The sequence below is a fragment of the Pseudoalteromonas sp. GutCa3 genome (assembly GCF_002836155.1).
GTDB lineage: Bacteria > Pseudomonadota > Gammaproteobacteria > Enterobacterales > Alteromonadaceae > Pseudoalteromonas > Pseudoalteromonas arctica.
Genome location: NZ_PJBK01000035.1, coordinates 1 through 23,669 on the forward strand (window position 1 = coordinate 1; position 23,669 = coordinate 23,669).

Annotated in this window: 15 protein-coding genes; 14 read left to right on the forward strand and 1 reads right to left on the reverse strand. The window is 38.7% G+C overall.

Features of this window, described 5'->3' with window-relative positions; genetic code table 11:
* Positions 1 to 120 precede the first annotated feature (120 nt).
* The 7 genes from CXF64_RS07445 to CXF64_RS07475 all read left to right on the forward strand — a co-directional run bounded on the left by CXF64_RS07445 (position 121) and on the right by CXF64_RS07475 (position 9,848).
* Complete coding sequence (locus tag CXF64_RS07445; protein WP_101216703.1) at positions 121 to 1,524, forward strand: undecaprenyl-phosphate glucose phosphotransferase; 1,404 nt, start codon at positions 121 to 123, stop codon at positions 1,522 to 1,524.
* Positions 1,508 to 2,722 carry an outer membrane beta-barrel protein gene (locus tag CXF64_RS07450; RefSeq protein WP_101216704.1) on the forward strand — a complete coding sequence of 405 codons (1,215 nt, stop codon included), beginning with the start codon at positions 1,508 to 1,510 and terminating at the stop codon, positions 2,720 to 2,722. The genes CXF64_RS07445 and CXF64_RS07450 overlap by 17 nt, the downstream gene beginning before the upstream one ends.
* Complete coding sequence (locus CXF64_RS07455; protein WP_101216705.1) at positions 2,722 to 3,240, forward strand: polysaccharide biosynthesis/export family protein; 519 nt, start codon at positions 2,722 to 2,724, stop codon at positions 3,238 to 3,240. The genes CXF64_RS07450 and CXF64_RS07455 overlap by 1 nt, the downstream gene beginning before the upstream one ends.
* 22 nt (positions 3,241 to 3,262) lie before the next feature.
* A complete protein-coding gene (locus tag CXF64_RS07460; RefSeq protein WP_101216706.1) occupies positions 3,263 to 5,470 on the forward strand; it encodes a GumC family protein in 2,208 nt (735 codons plus the stop codon).
* Between the two features lie 15 nt (positions 5,471 to 5,485).
* Positions 5,486 to 6,214: a tyrosine-protein phosphatase gene (locus CXF64_RS07465; RefSeq protein ID WP_101216707.1), complete on the forward strand. Its 729-nt coding sequence runs from the start codon at positions 5,486 to 5,488 to the stop codon at positions 6,212 to 6,214.
* Positions 6,207 to 6,908: a VpsP family polysaccharide biosynthesis protein gene (locus tag CXF64_RS07470; RefSeq protein ID WP_101216708.1), complete on the forward strand. Its 702-nt coding sequence runs from the start codon at positions 6,207 to 6,209 to the stop codon at positions 6,906 to 6,908. The genes CXF64_RS07465 and CXF64_RS07470 overlap by 8 nt, the downstream gene beginning before the upstream one ends.
* A gap of 525 nt (positions 6,909 to 7,433) precedes the next feature.
* Positions 7,434 to 9,848, forward strand: coding sequence for a hypothetical protein (locus CXF64_RS07475; RefSeq protein WP_101216709.1), 2,415 nt, complete (start codon positions 7,434 to 7,436; stop codon positions 9,846 to 9,848).
* Positions 9,849 to 10,447: 599 nt separating this feature from the next.
* Here the strand turns inward: CXF64_RS07475 and rsmF are convergent.
* Positions 10,448 to 11,899, reverse strand: a complete 1,452-nt coding sequence (rsmF, locus tag CXF64_RS07480; RefSeq protein ID WP_101216710.1) for a 16S rRNA (cytosine(1407)-C(5))-methyltransferase RsmF — start codon at positions 11,897 to 11,899, stop codon at positions 10,448 to 10,450.
* Between the two features lie 265 nt (positions 11,900 to 12,164).
* Here rsmF and CXF64_RS07485 point away from each other — a divergent pair, with 265 nt between their 5' ends.
* The 7 genes from CXF64_RS07485 (at position 12,165) to CXF64_RS07515 (ending at position 23,667) form a co-directional block, all read left to right on the forward strand.
* On the forward strand, positions 12,165 to 12,857 hold the full coding sequence (locus CXF64_RS07485) for a GntR family transcriptional regulator (protein WP_002962362.1): 693 nt from the start codon (positions 12,165 to 12,167) through the stop codon (positions 12,855 to 12,857).
* A gap of 153 nt (positions 12,858 to 13,010) precedes the next feature.
* On the forward strand, positions 13,011 to 13,889 hold the full coding sequence (gene prpB, locus CXF64_RS07490) for a methylisocitrate lyase (protein ID WP_002962361.1): 879 nt from the start codon (positions 13,011 to 13,013) through the stop codon (positions 13,887 to 13,889).
* Positions 13,890 to 13,924: 35 nt separating this feature from the next.
* Complete coding sequence (prpC, locus tag CXF64_RS07495) at positions 13,925 to 15,052, forward strand: bifunctional 2-methylcitrate synthase/citrate synthase (RefSeq protein ID WP_101216711.1); 1,128 nt, start codon at positions 13,925 to 13,927, stop codon at positions 15,050 to 15,052.
* A gap of 158 nt (positions 15,053 to 15,210) precedes the next feature.
* Entirely contained in the window at positions 15,211 to 17,820 is a 2,610-nt protein-coding gene (acnD, locus tag CXF64_RS07500; protein ID WP_101216712.1) for a Fe/S-dependent 2-methylisocitrate dehydratase AcnD, read from the forward strand.
* 11 nt (positions 17,821 to 17,831) lie between these two features.
* Positions 17,832 to 18,998, forward strand: a complete 1,167-nt coding sequence (gene prpF / locus CXF64_RS07505) for a 2-methylaconitate cis-trans isomerase PrpF (protein WP_101216713.1) — start codon at positions 17,832 to 17,834, stop codon at positions 18,996 to 18,998.
* Positions 18,999 to 19,480: 482 nt separating this feature from the next.
* Positions 19,481 to 22,513 (forward strand): hypothetical protein, encoded by a 3,033-nt coding sequence (locus tag CXF64_RS07510; RefSeq protein WP_101216714.1) that lies wholly within the window; start codon positions 19,481 to 19,483, stop codon positions 22,511 to 22,513.
* Positions 22,514 to 22,575: 62 nt separating this feature from the next.
* Positions 22,576 to 23,667, forward strand: coding sequence for a hypothetical protein (locus tag CXF64_RS07515; RefSeq protein WP_101216715.1), 1,092 nt, complete (start codon positions 22,576 to 22,578; stop codon positions 23,665 to 23,667).
* The last annotated feature ends 2 nt before the right edge of the window (positions 23,668 to 23,669 follow it).

Here is a 23,669-nt window from a genome sequence, read left to right on the forward strand (position 1 = left end):
TGTTTAAGATTAATGTAGTCATTATTACTAACTTAGTTGAATGAACTTATTTGCTCAGGTAGAATTAAGAGAGTTTAGTCATTCTAAATTTATATAAAGATACCTATAGGGATACATAGTATGAAATCTTCACGGACGTTCAAGCCAACGGGCTCGTCTGATGCTAATTTTTATCGGTTATTCGATATTTTTGCATTATTTTTAGCCTTTCAATGCTCAGCTTTATTCTATAGCTTTGAGCTAAATCCAATATATATGGTATCAGTTCTTAGCGTAGCATTAACCTTTCTTTATTGTGCTGAAATATTCTCGGCTTATCGCTCTTGGCGTGCTGGGAAGTTTAGAACTATGGTGCTTTGTGCTTGGGGTGCTTTACTCACGGCCTTTGCTGTTTTGCTCTTTATATCTTTTACTTTTAAATTTACGGATTCGCTCTCTCGAATTGGTTTGGGATTGTGGTTTTTGCTTAGTATTGTTTTTTTGTATACTTGGCGCCTAGGTGTATATTTATTTAAAAGAAATAGAAGAAAGCTCGGGCTAAATTTGCGTAATGTTGCAATAGTTGGAGCAACAGAATCAGCCGTTAATTTATATGATGAAATAAATAAAAATGATGAACTTGGCTTTAAATTTTTAGGTTTTTTTGATGATAGACAACCAGAACGCCTTTTTGAAAATTCTACTAAGCACGATGTAGCTGGGCGGATCCAGCATGCGGTCGATGCAGCGCGTAATGGGGAAATGGATGTTTTGTATATTGCTTTACCTATGAAGGCAGATAAACGCATTGCTGATATTTTGCGCCAACTAGGCGATACTACGGTTGATGTACATATTATTCCTGATTTTTTAATATCTAACTTAATACATGCACGTATTGAACATGTTGGTGATGTTGACACATTAAGTGTGTTTGAATCGCCTTTTATAGGCGCGCGCGAATTTATGAAACGCACTGAGGATATAATTGTAGCCTCTATTATATTAACGTTGATATCTCCTATTCTTATTGCAATTGCTCTTGCTGTTAAATTTACATCTAAAGGGCCTGTAATTTTTAAGCAAGACCGGTACGGATTAGATGGGCGTAAAATTAAAGTATGGAAGTTTCGCTCAATGAGTGTTACCGAAAACAGTGCAGTGGTTACACAAGCTACTAAAAATGATGCACGTATAACACCTTTAGGTGGTTTTTTACGCCGTACAAGCCTTGATGAGTTGCCGCAATTTATAAATGTTTTGAAAGGCGATATGTCTATTGTAGGGCCACGGCCTCATGCTGTTGCCCATAATGAGGAATACCGTAAAAAAGTAGAGTTTTATATGTTACGCCATAAAGCTAAGCCAGGAATTACAGGTTGGGCGCAAATTAATGGCTGGCGCGGCGAAACCGATACTCTTGATAAAATGGAAAAACGTGTTGAATTTGATTTACATTATATTAAACACTGGTCTTTATGGTTTGATGTTAAAATTATTTTTATAACAATTTTTAAGGGATTTAAAAATGCAAATGCATACTAAAAAACTAGTTTCATTAAGTGCTTTTTTAACTGTGGTTGTGGCTACACCTGTAGCAGCTAACTTAAAGCCTGGTAGTGTTATCACTAAAGACGGTGCTGAAATTACACCGACTTTACAAACAGGTATTAGCAGTAACAACAATTTTTTTAGCACACCAGAAAACGAAGAGTCGCGATTAATCTGGACTATTACTCCTAATATAAAAGCGGCGATTGAAGATGGCCCAGACAGCTATAATCTTGATTTGCGTTCAAGTAGCTCGTTACATAATAAAGATACCGCTGACAATTTCACTCAAGTAAATATTGGTGCTGGTGTGCATAAAGAATTTACTAGCCAACATCGTTTAGATATTAACGGTGATGCCGATTGGCTATATGAACCTCGAGGTAGTGGCTTAACTGAAGGTCTTGGTGATGCTGTTAATGAGTTAGTTAAATATCAGGAGCAAAATGTCTTAGCGCGATACGAATATGGTGCACAAAGCTCAAAAGCACAAGTTGCTTTGAAAGCTGGTTTTTTTAGTAAGAAATATCAAAACTTTAGAGAAGTATCGCAATATCGTGATTATGATAAATCGTTAATTGGCGTAACTGGCTACTATAATACTCAAGCATCAACTCGTACCTTTTTAGAGGTTAAACAAGAAAACTATCGTTACGACTCTCTGCAAGCTAATGGTATATCACGCGATAGTGACGACGTGAAAATACTAATAGGTATGGAGTGGGAAGCGACAGCCGTTACTTCTGGATCATTTAAGTTGGGTTATCAAAATAAAGATTTTAGCTCAAATGAGCGTGAAAGCTTTAGTGGTTTAAGTTGGGAGGCTGGCGTTAGTTGGCAACCACTTAGTTACTCTACCGTGCAATTTAAAACTAGTCGCTCAGCTAAAGATCCTTTAGTGCAGGGCGATTACATTAAAGAAAGTACATATGGTGTTAATTGGACTCATAGCTGGAGCGATTATTTAAGCTCACTAGCGGGGCTTAGTTATACTAATGAGCAATACACTGGCGATATTGGTCGTAAAGATAAAACTAAAAGCGCGCGTTTAGGTTTAAACTATGTTGCGAGTAAGTTCGGGATGGTATCTACCTATGTAGACTTTATTGATAAAGATTCTACCCAAAGCGCAATAGAATTTGATCGTATTATTGTAGGTATCAATTTTACATTTGCATTAAAGGCTAATTAATGAAGTTTATTTTTAGTTTAACGCTGCTATTTTTAAGTAGCGTTTGTTTTGCTCAAACTGCACACAGTTATGTATTAGGTGCAGGCGATAAGGTTGAAATAAAAGTATTTGGACAGCCTGATTTAGAAGTTACTGCATTATTAGGGAATAGTGGAGAGATCAACTACCCGTTTTTAGGAAAAGTGAAACTTGCAGGTCTTAACACTTCTGAGGTTGAGCAGGTTATCACTCAGGGATTAAAGCCTGACTACTTAGTTAATCCAAATGTTTACGTTCAGGTTGTTCAATATAGGCCTTTTTACATACATGGTGAAGTTGAAAACCCAGGGGCTTACCCTTACCAGCCGGCTATGACAGTTAACCAAGCCATCGCCCTAGCGGGTGGTTTAACTGAGCGAGCCTCTATTGATAAAATTTATATTTTTAAAGAGCAGACTAAACAGCAGCAACAAAAAGGTAGCTTAAATAGCCAAATTGCAGCGGGCGATACTATAAAAATTGAACAACGCTTGTTTTAAGCAATCTATAAGGCAGTATTTAATGAACCAAATAAATGAAAGTATAAGCAATAATGAAGAGATTATTGACTTTGGTGCTTATCTCAATGTTGTAAAGCGTGCTAAATGGCGAATTTTAGGGTTTTCTATAATAGTTACACTTCTTACTATTATGGTTTCACTTACCTTAGTTCCTAAGTATGTAGCCACAGCTACATTATTAATTGAAGCAGAACAGGCTAAAGCTGTTAGTTTTCAAGAAATATATGGCTTAGATTCTAATAAGAAAGAATATTACCAAACTCAGTTTGAAGTAATAAAGTCAGACAGTATAGCCCGTGAAGTTATAACTAAGCTGGATTTAAAAAGCCATAGCGACTTTATTGGAAAACCTTCAGCTATTGGGGAGTTCAAATCTTTTGTTAAAAAATCTTTGCCTTTTTTAAATAAAAAAGATACTACAGTATATTCTCCGCAAGAACAGGCTGAACGTAAAATGATTGGCTTATTGGCCGCATTTAGATCTCGTCTAACAGTATCACCAATCTCTAAAACTCAGTTAGTAAGAGTAAGTTTTGAGTCGAGTGACCCAAAATTAGCTGCGCTTGTAGCTAATACTGTTGGTGAAGTTTATATCGAAAGCCAAATACGTGCCAAAATGGGTATTACTCAACAAGCATCAAGTTGGTTAAACACACGTCTAGCGCAATTACGCATTCAGTTAGATAACTCAGAAGAGCGTTTGCAAGCTTATCGAGAGAAACAAAAATTAGTTGATATTGAAGGTATAGCAGGACTTGCCACACAAGAGCTTGAGCAGATTTCTCAGCAGTTAATTGTTGCGCGTAAAGAAAAAAACAACCTTGAAAGTATCAACAGGGTAATTAGCGAATATGGTAATAACAACCTGGATCTGTTAGGCAGTATGCCGGAAATAACATCACACCAAGTTATCCAAAATGTTAAAAGAGAAGTGGTCATAGTTGAGCGTAAGCTAAGTGAGCTAGGTGAGGTGTATGGCCTTAAACACCCTCGCATTATTTCTGCGAAAGCAGAACTTGCAACCGTTCAAAGTAATTTGAATAAACAGATAAAAGGGCTTGTAACAGGTATTGAAAAAGAGTTAAACCGAATTGCGCGCACTGTGAGTGCTCTCGAGGGGGATTTAGCTAAAATACGTGCTGAATATCAAGATATTACTCGTAAAGAGACTCAATATAATCAATTGAAGCGTGAAGTAGAGACCAATCGAAATATATTTAATACGTTTTTATCACGTTCAAAAGAAACTGAAGTTACTAGTGATTTTAGCTCTGCAACTGCGCGCTTTACAGACCGTGCATATACGCCTAGAGACCCATCAAAACCAAATAAAAAGCTCATTGTTGCACTTGCCTTTTTTGCAAGCCTAGGCTTTGCACTAGTTATGAGTATTATATTTGATGCGCTTAATGACACTGTTAAAACTAAAAATGATGTTGAAAACAAGTTAGCTCAGCGTATGTTAGGGTTATTACCGCACGTACCGATGCCTAAAAAGAGTGTATTTCCGATACATGCGTACCTTGAGGATAATTATAGGCGTTTTGCAGAATCGGTACGTACGTTTAGAACTAGTTTGTTATTAACTCAGTTAGAGCGGGATCATAAAGTAATTGCAGTTACTTCTAGCTCATCGGGGGAGGGAAAAACGACCACTTCAGCTAATTTAGCGATGTCGCTTGCACAAATGGGTAAAGTATTATTAATTGATGCTGACCTACGCAAGCCAAGTATTGCTAAACGCTTTGATATTCCGGTATTTCACCCAGGGTTAAGCAATTTAATAGTGGGTACTGAACAGTTAACTGAATGTGTACATGTTGATGTAGAATCGGGCGTAGTTATTATGCCAAGTGGCCAAATTCCTAGTAACCCGTTAGAACTTTTATCTAACGCACGCTTTAGTGAAGTAATAAAGAGACTTAGAGCTGAATACGACTATATAATCATTGATACACCACCAACACAAGCCGTGAGTGATGCATTAGTTATAGCGCAAAGTACAGACTCAGTAATTTATGTTGTTAAAGCGGATATTACGCGTATAAAACCTATTAAAGCGGGTATTGAGCGTTTATTTGAAGCTAAAGCGCATGTTGCAGGTATTGTGCTTAACCAAGTAGATATGGGTAAAAGTAAAGACGAACACAGCCATGGCTATTACGACTATTACGACTATTCACAAAAGCCTGAGCAGCCAAATGCATAGTAAAATGGTAAAGCAGTGATTGATATTCATTCTCATATTTTGCCAGGAATTGATGATGGTGCTAAAGATTTAATGGAATCTTTAGCACTATTAACTATTGCACAAAATGATGGTATTACCCATATGGTTGCCACGCCTCATATACATATTGGGAGATTTAATAACTCGGTCTCGCAATTGTATAGCGAGCTTGCTAATTTGAAAGCACAGGCATTAGTAAATAATATTAATATTAAGCTAGCTGTAGCCGCTGAAGTTAGGCTTGATGTAGAGCTAATGAGTTTGGTGCTTGGTAATAAACTCCCGTTTATTGGTACGCTTAATTCAGTAAATTATTTACTATTGGAGCTACCACACTCTCATGTACCGCAAGGTTACGATAAGTTTATAAATTGGCTAGCCAAACAAAATATAAAAGTGATTATTCCTCATCCTGAGCGTAATCGTGATATTCAAGTAAATCCTTTTTATATTAATCGTTTAAAGCAATTAGGGTGTGAGTTTCAGTTAACAGCGTCAAGCATTGAAGGTGCATGGGGCGAAACTGCAAAAAATATTAGTATAGATATGCTAAAAAACGGTTTAGTAACCTATGTTGCATCTGATGCTCATTCAGTTAAGCGCAGGCCGCCTATTTTGAGTAAATCTAAGCAAATAGTTAGTGAGCTAATTGGTCAAAATGATGCACATGATTTATTTTTTACTAACCCAATGCGTTTAACTGAGTCGTTGTTTAATGAGTAATTTAAATACAAACCGCCTCACACAAATTGCAATACTTGCAGTTGCTACATTAGTTATAGGTTATCAGAGTTTACAAAGTATGCGTGCAAATACATGGTATTTTAATGCAGTCAATATTTTAAAGCAGCCTGTAAGCACAATTACTCCTGAAGAGCTAGAGCTTGCAGATAAGGCAATTACATATGCAACAAGCCAAGACCCTTTACAGCCTCATTACTGGCAGTTAAGTGCTTATATAAAAATGCTCAATCTAGCTGTAACTAGCGAGCAAAATAAGAGTAAGCTTTTGGTTTACCAACAAGCGGAAAAAGATTTATTAAAGTCATTAGAGTTAAGGCAAACATGGTCAGAAACTTGGATTGCACTAGCGCAAGTAGTTAGTTATCAAGAGGGGCCTACAGAACGAGTATATGAGTATATTCAGCAGGCTAAGAAATTTGGGCCGTACAAGTTTGATGTGCAGCTTGGTATTATTCAAATAGCGTTAATGAACTGGCAGCAACTTTCCCCAAAATATAGAGCATTGTATGTTGCCGAGCTTAACTCTGCAGTTAATTATGGTAATGAATTTTATGAAATTTTTATGTTCGCAGAGAAAATTAATCGTTTATCTACAATATGTTTATCGCTACAATTCGGTTCTCGTTTTGAAGTGGTTAGAAGTAGTTACATTTTTAAAGATTACTGCGGCTAAAATGTATACCCCCTCTCAGAACCGAGTACAAAGCCAATGCGGACTGATTCCTTTTTTGATTCTTTATCGATTTATAACAAGTTTGATTTAGCTTTCTCAATGCTACACCTAACGCTAGCACCTTTATTTTCCCAGCGATTAGAAGTCGATTTTTTTATGCTTTAACATCTGGGCTATGTTTACCAGCACTAATTGTTGGTAAAAATATATTGGATCGAATTCTGGATGGAGCAAATATACTCAGTGTTTTTCTCCCTTAAAAGGACCTGATTTATCTAGCTTAGATATTAGGCCTCATTTGCTTCAGCTTGCTTAGCTATTGATAAGTTTTTAGCTGAAAATAAATAGAGTAACTTTTGGGCATTACCTTCTTAATAAAAAATATTAATATACATTCGGCTTGTGTACTCTCTAAGGTATTACTAAACTCAATGAAGACACTTATCAACATGTCTACTACTTAGCTGTCTCTAGCTAACTAAGCAATCTATTTTCAATCTGACTAAGCATATAGAGGAGTTTCTAATGAAAGTCCAATCAAGCGCTATATTAATTAAACTTTTTACTATTTCTTTTTTTATATTTTTATTGTCTATAAGTAAAGGTTATTCCAAAAGTTTTCAAGATGAATCAAAACACCAATTAGGTGATAGACTTTTATCTACTTTTTTACTTGCGAATGAGGCGCACTCACACGCACTCACAGATGCCATAGCTTCATTGTCAAAAAGTGATGACATTATTTATTTGAATGATATGCAAATAAAAACAACTATTGAGCTGTACAAAAATGGATTTCTCGAAGCTATTTCTGATAGTAAATATAAGCGTTTATTATCTTTAGAGGAGCGAAGTCCTTCAAAGAGGATAGAAATATTACAAACTTTATTTATTCTATTTCCTAGTAGTACTCAAGCCATAATTTCCTACCTAATTAAAAATAACCTTTATGATAAAGAAACTCTGTTTTCAATTTTTTTTAAGAGTAAACCTGATCTTTCAGTTGCTTCAGAAAACACAACTGAACCTGACATTATGCGAATTGGATGGGGAGGGGGAGGTGCCTTCAGTAGTATTGTTGAGTATAAAAACGAGGTTTATGCATCTTCTGATGTTACAGGAGTATGGAAGTACTATGGAGATAGCTGGCAGCCGTTTGTAAAAGGACTTACAAACTATAATATTACTGGTCTTTTAGTTCACAACGACACTTTGCTAGCTGTAACAAAAAAACAGGTTCTTGAACTCATAAATGATGTTATGTGGTCACCTGTAGGTTTAAAGTTAAATACCTACCGAAGTACTACTCTTCAGTTATTTTCAACATCGCAAGCAGGTACTACTTGTTTTGCGGCATTAGAGGCTCAATTAGGGTGTATAGATATTTCTGGTGATGTTACAAAAAAGCCACTTTCAATTGATAAATTAAAAGGGGTTTATTTTGATGAGAGTCCAGATTATATATATGGTTATAATGGCACTAATTTGTACCGAATAAATCTTCTTGATGGTAGCCACAGACTTGAACACACCTTTAAAGAGAATATCCTACGCATTGCGCGAATAAGTGGTAATGCAAACGCTTTTGTTTTCACAACTAAAGGAGTTTACGACCTCAATTCTCACGTACCTATAAACGCAGATCTAGCTAATAAAAATATAGTAAATGTTTTTATTGATAACAGATTGGATAATAAGAATTTTATAGCTTTAGGGAGTACTTGGAATGTAAGCCTGTATGAGTTAATTGTAGAACCTTTTGGGTTGTCATTAGGTTCGAAGGTGTCTGTAAACTATGATACATCACTGCCTTATAGGAAGTGGCGTAAATCTATAACTAAACCAATTGGAATGCCGAGTGCGGTTAAGGGTAGCATATGGTTTAGTGATTACTGGGGTATATATCAACATGATAGAAAATCGGGTAATTTCTATGAGAAGTCTTATAACGCAAGTAACTTTGTAGGCACTGATATTCATATTGATAATGAAAAGCTATATATTGCTAGTATGGATAATGGCTTGGTATCAATGGAACTGAATCAACCAAACCAATTTATAAATATTTTCCCTAGAACTTCTGGAGACTGGTTATTAGCTGGACACTCATGGTCAGTGAAAACTAACGATGAGGCTGTTTTCGCTACCTTATCTCCTTGGAATTTGCCCCAAGACTATTTGATAACTGCAGATAAAAATAACAATTTTATTAATGTGCAAAGAATAGACAGTTCTCAAAGTAGAAATGATAGTGGCTCTTTTTGGGGGCAAAGTTATTCAAGGAAAATTTCAATATCAGAAAATATCTATGTATACAAGGATGGGGACAATGGTGGTTTGTATAAGTTATCACCGTCGCTTGATGAGAATATTGAACAAAGCACCAGTGAAAAAGTATTTTCGACTAATCATAATAGAGTTTATCGTTCCCTTATAAAAACCGATGACTTTATAGTGACATATCATATCGATGATGAGGAAATGTTGTACTTTCATGATGTTGATAATGGAAGCTTAATTAAAACGGTAAAAGCTCCAAGTGGCTTTTGGGCTTTCAATCTTGAGTATATTGATGGATCTCTATACCTTTTAGGTTCACTTGAGAAGGCTGTAATTTACAAGTTTAACGAACGTGATAGTACTTTTACTGAAATAGTTAACGAACCTTCATCCTCTGCTTTTTTGAGTATGAAACAAGCCCCTGACCATTCGCTCACTATTGCGGGTGCAGTAAGCTGGGGGGGAGAGTCTAATGGTAGAGTGCTATTAAATACTTCACAAAACAATGGCTGGGTAGATATGACGTGTTTAATGGCGAACGAAAGTGGTGTTGTAGATATTGTCTATACTGACGATAGTCGGTTTGTATATCTTCTTCAACAGGTCGGTTCTATAATCAGGATCAAAACCTCTATTTTGAAATATTACCAAGGCTGTTAAGTTTAGCTAGATAAATACTCGCATTTTAATTAGTCCTACAACTTAGTTGCTCTCTCAACTGCACGAAATAAGGCTTCAGTAAATATAGTTTGTGGTGGGCAATATAATTAGCGATGGATTTATGTGGAACCTAGTATAGTTTCCAGCTCATAAGGTGTCAGCATAACACTATAGCTCTGAGTTAATATTAGGGCATATTAATAGCTGTAAAAAGAAAATACTTTTCAATTAGAATAAGCCATTTTAAATATGCCTAAAATAGTAGCTTGGTGTTCTTAACTGGTGAAATGCATTATTAAAATACAAATGCAAAAAGGCTTATTGATTTTTAACTACTTCTAATAGTGTAGTGTTTTTTACTTTTTTGGTAAGCAAACACTCTATTAATCAAAAAAGCCCAGAGCTATTTTTGCTCTGGGCTATAAATTGACTCTAAATTGAGCCTAGCGTTAGCTAAAACACTTTCTTGGTTCATTAGGGAGAAGAAGAAAGTACTTTAAAGTGTAGTAAAACTACTAAATAAAGCATAACTAATTTTGCCCCTTGGTTACATTTGATAACAAAGGATTAGATTAATTATGTGTAATTTGTACTTTAGTTTAACCCCAGCTTATTAACTGCGTATTTTGCACTAGATCTCGTGGTAGTGAATTTTTAATCTTATTTTTTTGCCATTTCCCCAGCCCAATAGGGCAACCACACAGTGTTAATACCACTTCACCAATTGTTTGAGTTACTTCAGTTAATCGTATATCTTTACCTTGAAAATAATCATTTGCTTGCTCGTTATTTAATGCGTAAATATTAGTTTTACACTCATTGCCAAATACGGTTGCAAATTCGTGCGTTAGTCTCACGCCATTTTTATGAATAATGCCAATTTGAATACCTAAACGTGCGTACTTAATTTTATTTTGCACGGCTTCAAACCCCTCAGGAAATAACCACAGTTCTTTGTCACGCTGCATTAGGCTGCCAGGCAGGTTAGTTAACCCATAATGCTTTTTAAGCGATTGCATAAACGCGGCACATTGTTTTTTATCAAACTCGTTAAAAGGAAATGCGCCTTTTTTAATTGTTTGATTTGGATTATTGCAGCTTGCGTGCTTTTTAAATTTAGCAATAAAAAAGCCTTCGCTGTCGAATGTTTGCGGCCATACGTGTAAATAGCCTTCAGCGGTAGTGGCTTTACTTGCACCTTCAAATAGATCACTTAGTGACTCAGGCGCTATATAGTCGCCAAATTCACTGAGTAAATAATCGCACACTTGCTGGTTTTCGAGCGGGGTAAGTGTACAAGTTGAGTAGACTAAGGTGCCACCTGGCTTTAATGCGTAAAATGCACTTTTAATTAAGTCTTTTTGTACTTGGGCTATTTGTATGTTTGATTCTATTGACCAATTTTTAAGTGCGTCGGCATCTTTACGTACTGTGCCTTCGCCAGAGCAGGGCGCGTCTAGCAATATACTGTCAAAGCATTCAAACATGTAGTTGCCAAATATAACGCCATCAAAGTGTGAAAGCGCACAGTTACCAACCCCCATACGTTTGAGTGTTGCGCTAAGTACTTTTAGGCGCGATGACGAAAGCTCGTTTGCAACAAGCACACCTTGGTTATCCATAAGCGCAGCTAGTTGTGATGTTTTAGAACCTGGCGCAGATGCCATATCAAGTACGGTGTTATTTTGAGAGTCTGCGAGTTCAATGCTTTGTTTTAATGCGATAGGGGGTAGCATTGAACTTGCCTCTTGCACGTACATAGCACCGCTTAGGTGTAAGTCGGTATTACCAAGGGCTAGGTTTTGCTCTTCATCGCTTGGGCGTTCTAACCAAAAGCCTTCACTGCACCAAGGGATTGGGGTTAACAGCCAATTTTTTTCAGTGGCACGTTTTACAAATTCTTCAATGCTAATTTTTAATGTATTAACGCGGATAGATTTTCTGAGGGGCCTGCGACACGCATTTAAAAAGTCATCTAAGTTTAGATGCGCTGGTAAATAGGTTTTTACGTCGTCAATAAAGTGCTCAGGAATAAAAGTGTTGGCGTTCACGCGTTAGCTCATACTATAAAAATAAAGCGCGATAATAGCACTTATGCGAGGTGTTTTCAGCGCTAAAAAGCGTAACATCTGATTTATTACGCTGTCGACACTTTACTGTTTTAGTCCATTGTAAAACCATTTTTATGCGACTTTAGGTTAATAGTGTCGACAATAGATGTGTTTTTTAGCCATTTTGATAGGTTTAAGGGTTGACATGATTTTTTAATAAGCCCATAGTAACCACATTAATTGTCGACAATCTAAAAAATAACTTATGACACACACATTTTTAAACGAAGCGCCTATAACTACCGCATCAGATCAAGTATTTGTAGATATGCGCCGTGAGATTGTTGAAGGCAGCATAGTTCAAGGCAGTAAAATATCAGAGCCTGAGCTTGCCAAACGTTATGGTGTAAGCCGTGCAACGCTTAGAGAGGCGTTAAATCGCCTAGAAAGTTGCTACCTTGTTGAGCGTAAAGCTAACGTAGGTTGCCGAGTAGTTGCCCTTACCGCTGAACGCTTGATTGAAGTTTACCAAGTTCGTAGTTCGCTTGAAGGCTTGGCATGTAGGCTTGCTGCCGACAATATGGAACCCGAGGAAGTAAAAGGCTTAAAGCAATTACTTAATCAGCACCTACAAACACAACGTGTTAAAGAGGGCGAATCTTATTATCAAGAAGCCGGCGATTTAGATTTTCATTACCGTATTATTCAAGGCAGTAAAAACGCGCATTTAATTCATTTACTGTGTAATGAGCTCTATCAACTAATACGCATGTACCGTGTACAAATGGGCATGGTGGGGCCGCGTGTATCAAAAGCGTTTGATGAGCATTTAGCGATTATTAACGCCATTGAAAACCACGACGGCGAACTGGCTGAAATGCTTATGAAGCGCCACATAAGCGCATCGCAAGCAAATATTCAAACCAAATTTGATTTATTAGCTAAGCAGAAAGCATAAGCTGTTAAAAGTTAAAAGTTAAAAGTTAAAAGTTAAAAGTTAAAAGTTAAAAGTTAAAAGTTAAAAGTTAGCAAAAGCAGTCAAACAGTCATAATTACAGATTAAAACTATAAGTTACTCCACGTAGCAACCGTTCAAAGTGAGGAGAAAGTAATGTCAGCAGGATTAAAATTTAAACACGCTATTGCCAATAACCGCCCGTTACAAGTAGTAGGTACTATTAACGCCTACACAGCGATGATGGCTGAAAAAATGGGTCACCAAGCTATTTACCTCTCAGGTGCCGGTGTTGCAAACGCCTCGTTTGGTATGCCTGACTTAGGTATGACGAGCCTTGATAACGTGCTTGAAGATATTCGCCGTATTACAGGTGCTAGCGATTTACCACTACTTGTTGATGCCGATACCGGTTGGGGTGGGGCGTTTAACATTGCACGCACAGTAAAAGAAATGACTAAAGCCGGTGCGGCGGGTTTTCATATAGAAGACCAAGTAGCGCAAAAGCGCTGTGGTCATCGCCCTAATAAAGAAATTGTAAGCCAAGGTGAAATGGTTGACCGCATTAAAGCGGCGGTTGATGCAAAAACCGATAGCGATTTTTATATTATGGCGCGTACCGATGCATTTCAAAAAGAAGGTTTAAACGCCGCGATAGACCGTGCAGCTGCCTGTGTTGAAGCCGGTGCTGACGCTATTTTTGCAGAAGCCGTGCACGACCTTGCTGATTACCAAGCATTTGCAAAAGCGATTAACGTTCCAATTTTGGCAAACATTACTGAGTTTGGCCAAACACCTATTTACACAAAAGAGCAGTTAAGCGATGTAGGCGTTGAAATGGTGCTTTACCCACTAAGTGCATTTAGAGCCATGAATAAAGCAGCACTAAACGTGTATTCAGCAATTTTAAATGAAGGTTCTCAACAAAGCCAAATTGAAAATATGCAAACGCGTTCTGAGCTTTACGACTTTTTAGATTACCACACGTACGAGAACACACTCGACACCCTTTTTTCATCAAAATCTGACAAATAATAAAATCACACACAAATTTAAGATAGGAGAAGATCATGGTAGATAAAGCATTAGGCGGCGCGGGTTTACGCGGACAAGTGGCTGGTCAAACAGCATTGTGTACTGTTGGACAAAGTGGTTCTGGTTTAACGTATTGTGGTTACGATATTAGCGAACTTGCCGAAAAAGCGCAGTTTGAAGAAGTGTCTTTTTTACTTTCACGCGGTGAGTTACCAATAACTAGCGAATTGGCTGAGTATAAAGCAAAGCTAAAAAGTTTACGCGGCTTACCAGATGCGCTTAAAACTGTGCTTGAAAATATTCCTAAAGACGCGCATCCAATGGATGTAATGCGCACAGGTTGCTCAATGTTGGGTAACCTTGAAATGGAAAATGATTTTAACCAAGCTAATGATGCAATCGACCGTATGATTGCTGTGTTCCCAAGTATTATTTGTTACTGGTACCGCTTTACACACGATGGCGTACGCATTGAAACACAAACAGATGACGACTCTGTTGGCGCACATTTTTTAACGCTGTTACACGACAAAGCACCTAGCGAGTTATTTGCACAAGTGATGAACGTATCACTAATTTTATACGCAGAGCACGAGTTTAATGCTTCTACATTTGCGGGTCGTGTGTGTGCATCAACGCTTTCTGATATTCATTCTTGTGTAACAGGTGCGATTGGCACGCTGCGTGGTCCATTACATGGTGGTGCTAACGAAGCGGCAATGGATATGATTCAAGGCTTTACAAGTGCTGAACATGCTGAGCAAGAAGTAATGGGCATGCTTGAACGTAAAGATAAAATTATGGGCTTTGGTCATGCTATTTATCGCGAATCTGATCCACGCAATGTAATTATTAAAAAATGGTCTGAAAAACTAGCGGCAGAGGTAGGCGATACCGTGCTTTACCCAGTGTCTGTTCGTTGTGAGGAGATTATGTGGCGCGAGAAAAAACTGTTTTGTAATGCCGATTTTTTCCATGCATCTGCTTATCACTTTATGGATATTCCGACTAAATTATTTACGCCAATATTTGTAATGAGCCGCGTTACTGGTTGGACTGCACATGTAAAAGAGCAACGCGCTAACAACCGTATTATCCGCCCAAGTGCCGATTACACAGGGCCAGATGCACGTAGTTACACACCAATCGAATCAAGAAGTTAATTATTTTTAACTAAGGTGAGCCAATGGCTCACCTTTTACGGCTTTAATGCTTTATATAATAAAAACAACTACAAACCTAAAGCCTTTCTTGAAAAATACCAATTGCACTCTCCATAAAATTGGTACTACATCCGTCACCAAATTAGCGAACCCTTACCATGACCATAATTAATAATACCCAATACCGTAAACCCTTACCGGGCTCAAATGTCGACTACTACGATACCCAAGAAGCCGTAGATGCAATTAAGCCAGGTGCATACGCCACGCTACCTTATTCATCACGTGTATTTGCCGAAAACCTAGTACGCCGATGCGACCCTGCTATGTTAACCGATGCACTTAACCAGCTAATTGAGCGCAAACAAGATTTAGATTTTCCGTGGTATCCGGCGCGTGTGGTCTGCCATGATATTTTAGGCCAAACAGCGCTTGTTGATTTAGCTGGGCTTCGTGATGCAATTGCAGCCAAAGGCGGCGACCCCGCAAAAGTGAATCCGGTAGTACCTACGCAGCTAATTGTTGATCATTCACTAGCGGTAGAGCATGCCGGTTTTGATCCTGATGCGTTTGAAAAAAACCGCGCCATCGAAGACAGACGAAATGATGACCGTTTTCATTTTATAAACTGGACAAAAACTGCGTTTAAAAATATTGACGTAATTCCACCGGGTAACGGCATTATGCATCAAATTAACCTTGAAAAAATGTCGCCGGTTATTCAAAACCGAGATGGCATTGCATTCCCAGATACACTAGTTGGCACCGACAGCCACACGCCACATGTTGATGCGCTAGGTGTTATTGCTGTGGGTGTAGGTGGGCTTGAAGCTGAAAGCGTAATGCTGGGCCGTGCTTCTTATATTCGCTTGCCCGATATTGTCGGTGTTGAGCTAACAGGCAAGCGCCAACCCGGTATTACCGCAACCGATATTGTGTTGGCTATTACTGAATTTTTACGTGAGCAACGTGTTGTATCTACTTATTTAGAGTTTTACGGTGAAGGTGCCGATGCGCTTACACTTGGCGACAGAGCAACCATTTCAAACATGACACCTGAATTTGGCGCAACTGCAGCCATGTTTTATATCGATGATAAAACAATAGATTACTTGCGTTTAACAGGTCGCGAAGAAGAACAAATTGCCCTTGTAGAAAACTACGCAAAAACAGCAGGCCTTTGGAGCGATAGCTTAAAAACCGCAAAATATGAGCGTGTGCTTAAGTTTGATTTATCAAGCGTGGGGCGCAATATTGCGGGTCCATCTAATCCACACCGCCGTGTATCGACAAGCGATTTAGCTAAAGAAGGTATTTCGGGTGTCGTTGAAAATGAAGAAGGCTTAATGCCAGACGGCGCATGTATTATTGCCGCTATTACTAGCTGTACTAATACGAGTAATCCACGCAATGTAATTGCCGCTGCACTCCTTGCCCGTAACGCAAATGCTAAGGGTTTAATGCGCAAACCTTGGGTTAAAACCTCATTAGCACCAGGCTCAAAAGCAGTGCAATCATACCTTGAAGATGCAAACCTACTAACAGAGCTTGAGCAACTTGGCTTTGGCATTGTTGGTTTTGCGTGTACTACCTGTAATGGTATGAGCGGTGCGCTTGACCCTGTTATTCAAAAAGAAGTAATTGATCGCGATTTATACACTACAGCGGTGCTTTCGGGCAATCGTAACTTTGATGGGCGCATTCATCCTTATGCTAAGCAAGCATTTTTAGCGTCACCTCCTTTAGTTGTTGCGTACGCCATTGCAGGTACTATTCGCTTTGATATTGAAAAAGGGGTACTAGGGCAAGATCAACAAGGCAACGATATTACGCTTAAAGATTTATGGCCGTCTGACGAAGAGATTGATGCAGTAATTAAGCAAAGCGTTAAGCCAGAGCAATTTAGAAAAGTATACGAGCCGATGTTTAATTTAACCGTAGATTACGGTGAAGATAACGACCCACTTTACGACTGGCGCCCAGAAAGCACCTACATTCGTCGCCCTCCTTATTGGGAAGGTGCACTTGCGGGTGAGCGCACAATGACCGGTATGCGTGCGCTTGCAGTTCTTGGCGATAACATTACAACGGATCATTTATCGCCATCAAACGCAATTATGGCAAGCAGCGCTGCTGGCGAATACCTGACCAAAATGAACGTCCCAGAGGAAGACTACAACTCGTACGCAACGCACCGGGGCGATCATTTAACAGCGCAGCGCGCAACCTTTGCAAATCCAAAGCTGCTAAATGAAATGGTACTTGACGAAAACGGCGCAGTTAAACAAGGTTCTTACGCACGGTTAGAGCCACAAGGTACTAATACCCGTATGTGGGAAGCAATCGAAGCCTACATGGAGCGTAAGCAACCGCTTATTATTGTAGCCGGTGCCGATTACGGGCAAGGTTCGTCGCGCGATTGGGCTGCAAAAGGCGTAAGACTTGCAGGCGTTGAAGTAATAGCAGCTGAAGGTTTTGAGCGTATTCACCGTACTAACCTAATTGGTATGGGTGTTTTACCGCTTGAGTTTAAAGCAGGCACAACGCGTAAAACTCTAAAGCTGGATGGCAGTGAAACGTACGATGTAGCGGGCGATTTAAAACCAGGTGCCACCGTTAATTTAAGTATTACTCGTAAAGACGGTGAAGTACTCACTGTGCCTATGAAGTGCCGTATCGATACCCAAGAAGAGCTTTCTATTTACGCGGCTGGTGGTGTGTTACAACGCTTTGCTCAAGACTTTTTAGAAGCAACGCAATCTGCATAAGGGCAAATATTATGTTTAAACCGCAAATTAAAGTGCCTGCAACCTATATGCGTGGCGGCACCAGTAAAGGTGTTTTTTTTAATTTAACTGATTTGCCAAAGCCTGCTCAAGTAGAAGGCGAGGCGCGCGATAATTTACTACTACGCGTTATTGGCAGCCCCGATCCGTATGCTAAGCAAACGGATGGAATGGGCGGCGCTACATCAAGTACTAGTAAAACCGTAATCCTAAGTAAAAGTAAGCAAGCCGATCACGATGTTGATTACTTGTTTGGTCAAGTGGCGATAGATAAACCTTTTGTAGATTGGAGCGGAAACTGCGGCAATTTAACGTCAGCAGTCGGTGCTTTTGCCATTAGTAATGGTTTGGTCGATAAAAACCTAGTGCCCGATAACGGTGTTGCTATTGTGCGTGTGTGGCAGGCTAATATTAAAAAAAGCATATTAGTGCATGTCCCTATGACAAATGGCGAAGTACAAGAAACCGGCGACTTTGAGCTCGATGGTGTTACATTTGCAGCAGCTGAAGTAAAACTTGAATTTATGGACCCCGCTGATGGCGATGGCGCGTTATTTCCAACAGGTAACGTAGTTGATGACTTAGAAGTACCAGGTGTTGGTACTCTAAAAGCCACGATGATAAATGCAGGTATTCCTACCATATTTATTAACGCCGCTGATATTAATTATACCGGCACAGAGCTGCAAGACGATATAAATAACGATGTTGCAGCGCTTAAAAAGCTTGAAACCATTCGTGCTTACGGCGCTGTTAAAATGGGCTTAATCACTAACATTAGTGAAGCGCAAGCTCGGCAACATACGCCTAAAGTTGCGTTTGTTGCATCACCTTTAGATTACAAAGCATCTAGCGGTAAAATTATTGAAGCTGCAAATATCAACTTGTTAGTACGCGCTATGTCGATGGGTAAACTGCACCATGCCATGATGGGTACAGCTGCGGTTGCTATTGGCACGGCCGCAGCAATTGAAGGCACACTCGTAAATATAGCCGCTGGTGGCGGCGAATTAAGTGAAGTTAACTTTGGTCATCCGTCGGGCACGCTAAAAGTAGGTGCTGAGGCTAAAAATAATGCTGGCAACTGGCTAGTTACCAAAGCAAGTATGAGCCGAAGTGCACGCGTATTAATGGAAGGGGTTGTAAGAGTCCCTCAGTAATTACTAAACATTTACTTTAGGTAAGTAAACAAGTTTTATAAACGTTTGCTTACCTAAAGTAAAACCTACTAACATTAATTATAAACAATCCTTTTTCATTAATTTTTCGAATTATCCTCTTTTTTAGCTCTCATCCATCGCATTTACTTGAAGAATATAATTAACAAACTAGATTGTATGTAATATTCATTTAATAAAGTGAATATATTGTATCAATATGTGCTGGTTCTTTATGAGTGTCTATAGGTTATTGAATAATAGAGATGCTGATAAAGAAGTAGCTCATAGAATAAAGATAAATACTTCTATAAAACGTATAAATATGTAGCATAACTATATAGCTTAATGGTATTTTTAATGTTCTGGTAACAAAGGTTATGATTGTGTACTTTTTTAATGCTTTTTAAACATAAAAGCTTACACAAGCCACTATCAACTAAACTAATTTCTGATACTCATTCCAGGCTATCAAGGAGAAATAAATGGTAAAGCGTACGATCAAATTTACACCTATTGCAGCTTCAGTTGCACTTACATTAGGCTTAACAGCATGTGGTTCGGACAATGACAGAAACATTCCTGTTACACCTGTAGAATCTTTTACTGCAACAGGTGATGCACAGTTCAACATTGAAGTAACCGGTAAAGCAGTTAAAGGTTCAATGAAAAGTGCAGTAGTAACTGTAATGACTTTAGATGCATCTGGTCAAAGCGTTCCTGTTGCGTTTCGCTCAGCTGCTTCAGCAGAAGCAGAGTCTTTTTCTGAAGAAGCACTATCACAAAGTGCTGCTGATGCTGCAGTAGAAGCAAGTAAAATTGCTGCTAACCCTGAAGTATTAACTGATGAAAGCGGCCGTTACAGCATCTACTTAGATGATGACTTTACTGGACCAGTTTACATTACTGTTAAAACGTCTGCAGAAGGTGATGATAGCTTTTTACGTTGTGATGCTTACGTAGGTTGTGGCGATTACGATGTAGCGCCAGAAGAAGATGACGTAAATGATGGCGATACTGCGATTGAGTTTGGCGAATGGTACAAAACTGACCTAGAGCTTTCAGTTGTTAAATTTGTTCCAGCTGTTGAAGCTGATACATCTGGAGTAAGTGGTTCTGCAGGCGATGCTAATGTAGAAGCTTCTTATAAAGCTAATGTTACTTTCTTAACATCGTTAGTGGCGGCTCTTCTTCTTGACTCAGGTTCAAGTGTAGATGAAGACGCAATTGCTAAAGCAAGCTTAGATACTGTTGTACAAGTAATGGGTCAAGACGCTGCACTTTTACTTTCAGCTATTATTGGTGATTTATCTAACGGCGGCGCTGTAGATTTAAGTGATGTTGATGGCGAAGAAGAACTTACTGACGGTATTTTAGCAATTGCACAGCTTTCATCTTCAATTCAAGGTTTACCTTCAATTGGTGATGTAATGAGCAGCATTAAAGCTGGTATTAAATCAGGCCAGTTTAAAGGTAATGCTGATGCTAGCATTGCAGCAATAGCGACAATGTTACAAACAGCTATTACAAATACTGCAAATGTTTTTGTTGCCATTGCTACTGGTACTGAAGATGACATTAAAACTGCATTAGAAGCCGCTTTCGCAGCAAAAATTCCAGCTCCTACTGCTGGTGAGATAGTTGCATTTGCTGCTAACTCAGCTGATGTTGCTAAAAAAGCAAAAGCTGCTAAAGATAAAGCTGTTAAAAATGGTGCAGCAACTGATGCGAGCCTTGCAGCCGCTGCAGTGAAAATTAAAAAAGCACTAGAAGTAATTGGTTGTACTGGCGCAGAATGTACAGTTGGAGATGACTTTTATACAGCTCTAGCAGCTGCTTTAACATTAGAAGTTACTGCTTCTCAAACTGCACTTACTGCATTAGAAATGAACATTGAAACAGCTCAAAGCTCACTTGTAGATGTTCAAGCAATGGGTGGCGATGCTCTTACCGCTGATAACGCAGCTGCATTTGTAAGCGCTGTTACATTACTGAAAAATGAAGCTGCTACAGCTGGTTTAACAGCTAAAGCGGGTTCTATTTTTGTTAAATCACAAGGCTATGTAACTGCAGCAAAAGCGTTAGTTACTCAAAGCTCTGATTACCAACAAGTTCTTGATTCTGCAACGTCGTTGCAAACAGACGCATCTGTTGCTGTAACTGACACCGCTACATACGACGCGGCACTAGCTGCACTAGTAGCTGAAGCTGAAGCAGCGATTACAGAGTTTGATGTGGCTCTTGCTGCTGCAAAACTAGTTGCTGAAGACACTGCAGACGTTGCTGATGAGAAAAAATCAGTAGCAGACACAGCTGAAGCGGCTTCTACTAGCGCACTTGCTAACGCAGAAAATGCAATGGTAGATACTGCTGCAAACGCTGCTGAAGCAAAAGAGCTTGCAATGACTGCCGTTACTGCTGCGTCTGATTTTGCTGCTGCTGTTGATGCACTTGAAATTGCTATTGAGCAAGCACTTGTTGCTGCTAATGCCTACCTAGAACTTGAAGGCGAAGGCGCACAAGCAATGATTGATGCGCTTACAGCTATGCAAACAGCTGCTGTAGCTCAAGGTGAACTAGCTAGCGAGCAATTTGTAACAGCTTATAATCTACAGCTTGCTGCTGAAACTGCAGTTGCAAAACTTGAAGTACTAACTTCTGTTAAAGCTACATCAGAGTCTTTAGCGACAATGACTGTGCTTACTAACACTGGTGGTCAAGCGGTTATCGATGCAGCAGACGTTCTTGCCGACGTAATTGATGAATTAGCTGAAATGGGTAATAACTCAGGTACAGGTACTTCAACTCGTAATGCTGATTGGGATTATGCTTATAATTTAGATGATCTTACGCTAATGCTTAGCAATGCGACTACAGGTGAGATGATCAGCGCAGCTGCATCTTATCAAGACAATCAGCTTGTTGTTGCTTGGGGTGCTACGCTAGTAGGTGAAAATGACGCTTCAGTTAAGCTTGTAACTGCTGATACACAAACACAAGCACTTACAGATTGTGTTGAATTTGCCGCTGGTACAATTGATTCAACTCAAATTGATTCATGTTTAGTATTTACTTTTGATGGCGCAGTGACGGCTGACAATGTAGATGACGCTGAAATTGTAATGACTGAGATGTCGAACCATGTTGAAATTGTTGATGGCGATTCAGGCTTTGATGGCGTGTTAAGCATTACAGCTGATGATGCAACAGATTCAGGTTCTATTACATTAGAAGGTGTTTCTGGTGATGTAGACTTTAAAGTAATGGCTACATTTATTGATAGTGATATGGAAGAGACAAGTGCTCTAGATATTACTGTAAATAATGCAATGGGTTATACATTGTCTATTACTGATAATGAAAGTACAGGTTACACTGGTGACGTTATGGCTATGTACAATGAGATGATGATGTCTTTTGGTACTGCAACTAAAACAACAAACGGTCTTTCAATTACTTACATTGATGGTGACGTAGTTGATTACACTGATGTTGATTTAATTGATTCATCTAAGTAATATTTAAACTATAAAAGGGGAAAGCAGTGCTTTTCCCTTTTTTTATAGAAAGCGATTAAATTATGAAAAAAAAAATTCTCTTGTTAGGATTTTCAACAGCTTTTATTTCTCCTCTTGCTTCCGCAGATAACCAATTTCAAATTTTTACCCACTTTGACGCAGAAATTTATACTGAAGCACAACCAGTACAAGCTTTTGTAGATGATTTTGATGCTCCATTAAAATCGGGTGACAGTGCATTTACCTATAATATATTTGAAGTAGGTGTTGGCTACGGTAATTTTAAGGTAGGTTTACAAAGTCGTTACGACTATGTCCTTAACTTTGATCCTGATACAGCTAAATATACTCATACCGAAAAAAATGATCTAGAGTTTGAAGATAGATTTTATACATATTACCTTGATGCTAAACAAGCAACGTCTAACGGTGTATTTGTATCTTATGATTTTAAATTTTTAGATAAAAATGCATTAACAATAACACCTAAACTTTCTGTTTTTGCCAGCTCACACTATCAAGATGCCACTGTAAATGGTGAAATTTATAGTGATGAAGTTGAAGGCGCTGTAACTGTTGATTACAACTTTTCAAAAGATATATTATTTAAAAAGTTTTCACCTTCAGAAAAGCCTGAAGGGCTTGGCTATAGCCTAGATATTTTTGCTGATTGGCAAGTAAACGATGAGCTTCAGGTTGGCTTTAGCGTAAAAGATTTGCTTTATAAAACAGAGTATGAAGACAGTGGCTCCGTAAAAGGTCAAACTACTGAAATTCCATTTAGCGAAGATGACAACGGCGATATTATTACTCAGCCAACAGTTTCATTAAAAACATCTGCATTTGGAAATACGGTATCTCATGATTTAGAAATGGAAATGCGACTACAAGCATTTGCCGATTACAGAATAAACGACCGATTTTCGACTCAGTTAACTTTAAAACGTTACGACAAAGACACGTTCAGCCAATTAAAAGGCCGTATACACTTTTGGGATCATTGGAGAGTACAGGCAGGCTATGAGACAAAAAGTGAAGCATTTTTAGTTGGTATAGAAAACGAGTATTTTGGTCTTAATTTACAAACTGATAGCCTAGATTTAGATAAAGCCTATTATGCTAATGTGAATTGGTACGTGAACATTAAGTTTTAAGG

Excerpts from the sequence above, each read along its gene's own strand:
- CXF64_RS07445 (WP_101216703.1), top strand. The coding sequence starts at position 121 with ATGAAATCTTCACGGACGTTCAAGCCAACGGGCTCGTCTGATGCTAAT.
- CXF64_RS07450 (WP_101216704.1), top strand. The coding sequence starts at position 1,508 with ATGCAAATGCATACTAAAAAACTAGTTTCATTAAGTGCTTTTTTAACT.
- CXF64_RS07455 (WP_101216705.1), top strand. The coding sequence starts at position 2,722 with ATGAAGTTTATTTTTAGTTTAACGCTGCTATTTTTAAGTAGCGTTTGT.
- CXF64_RS07460 (WP_101216706.1), top strand. The coding sequence starts at position 3,263 with ATGAACCAAATAAATGAAAGTATAAGCAATAATGAAGAGATTATTGAC.
- CXF64_RS07470 (WP_101216708.1), top strand. The coding sequence starts at position 6,207 with ATGAGTAATTTAAATACAAACCGCCTCACACAAATTGCAATACTTGCA.
- CXF64_RS07475 (WP_101216709.1), top strand. The coding sequence starts at position 7,434 with ATGAAAGTCCAATCAAGCGCTATATTAATTAAACTTTTTACTATTTCT.
- CXF64_RS07485 (WP_002962362.1), top strand. The coding sequence starts at position 12,165 with ATGACACACACATTTTTAAACGAAGCGCCTATAACTACCGCATCAGAT.
- prpB (WP_002962361.1), top strand. The coding sequence starts at position 13,011 with ATGTCAGCAGGATTAAAATTTAAACACGCTATTGCCAATAACCGCCCG.
- prpC (WP_101216711.1), top strand. The coding sequence starts at position 13,925 with ATGGTAGATAAAGCATTAGGCGGCGCGGGTTTACGCGGACAAGTGGCT.
- acnD (WP_101216712.1), top strand. The coding sequence starts at position 15,211 with ATGACCATAATTAATAATACCCAATACCGTAAACCCTTACCGGGCTCA.
- prpF (WP_101216713.1), top strand. The coding sequence starts at position 17,832 with ATGTTTAAACCGCAAATTAAAGTGCCTGCAACCTATATGCGTGGCGGC.
- CXF64_RS07510 (WP_101216714.1), top strand. The coding sequence starts at position 19,481 with ATGGTAAAGCGTACGATCAAATTTACACCTATTGCAGCTTCAGTTGCA.
- CXF64_RS07515 (WP_101216715.1), top strand. The coding sequence starts at position 22,576 with ATGAAAAAAAAAATTCTCTTGTTAGGATTTTCAACAGCTTTTATTTCT.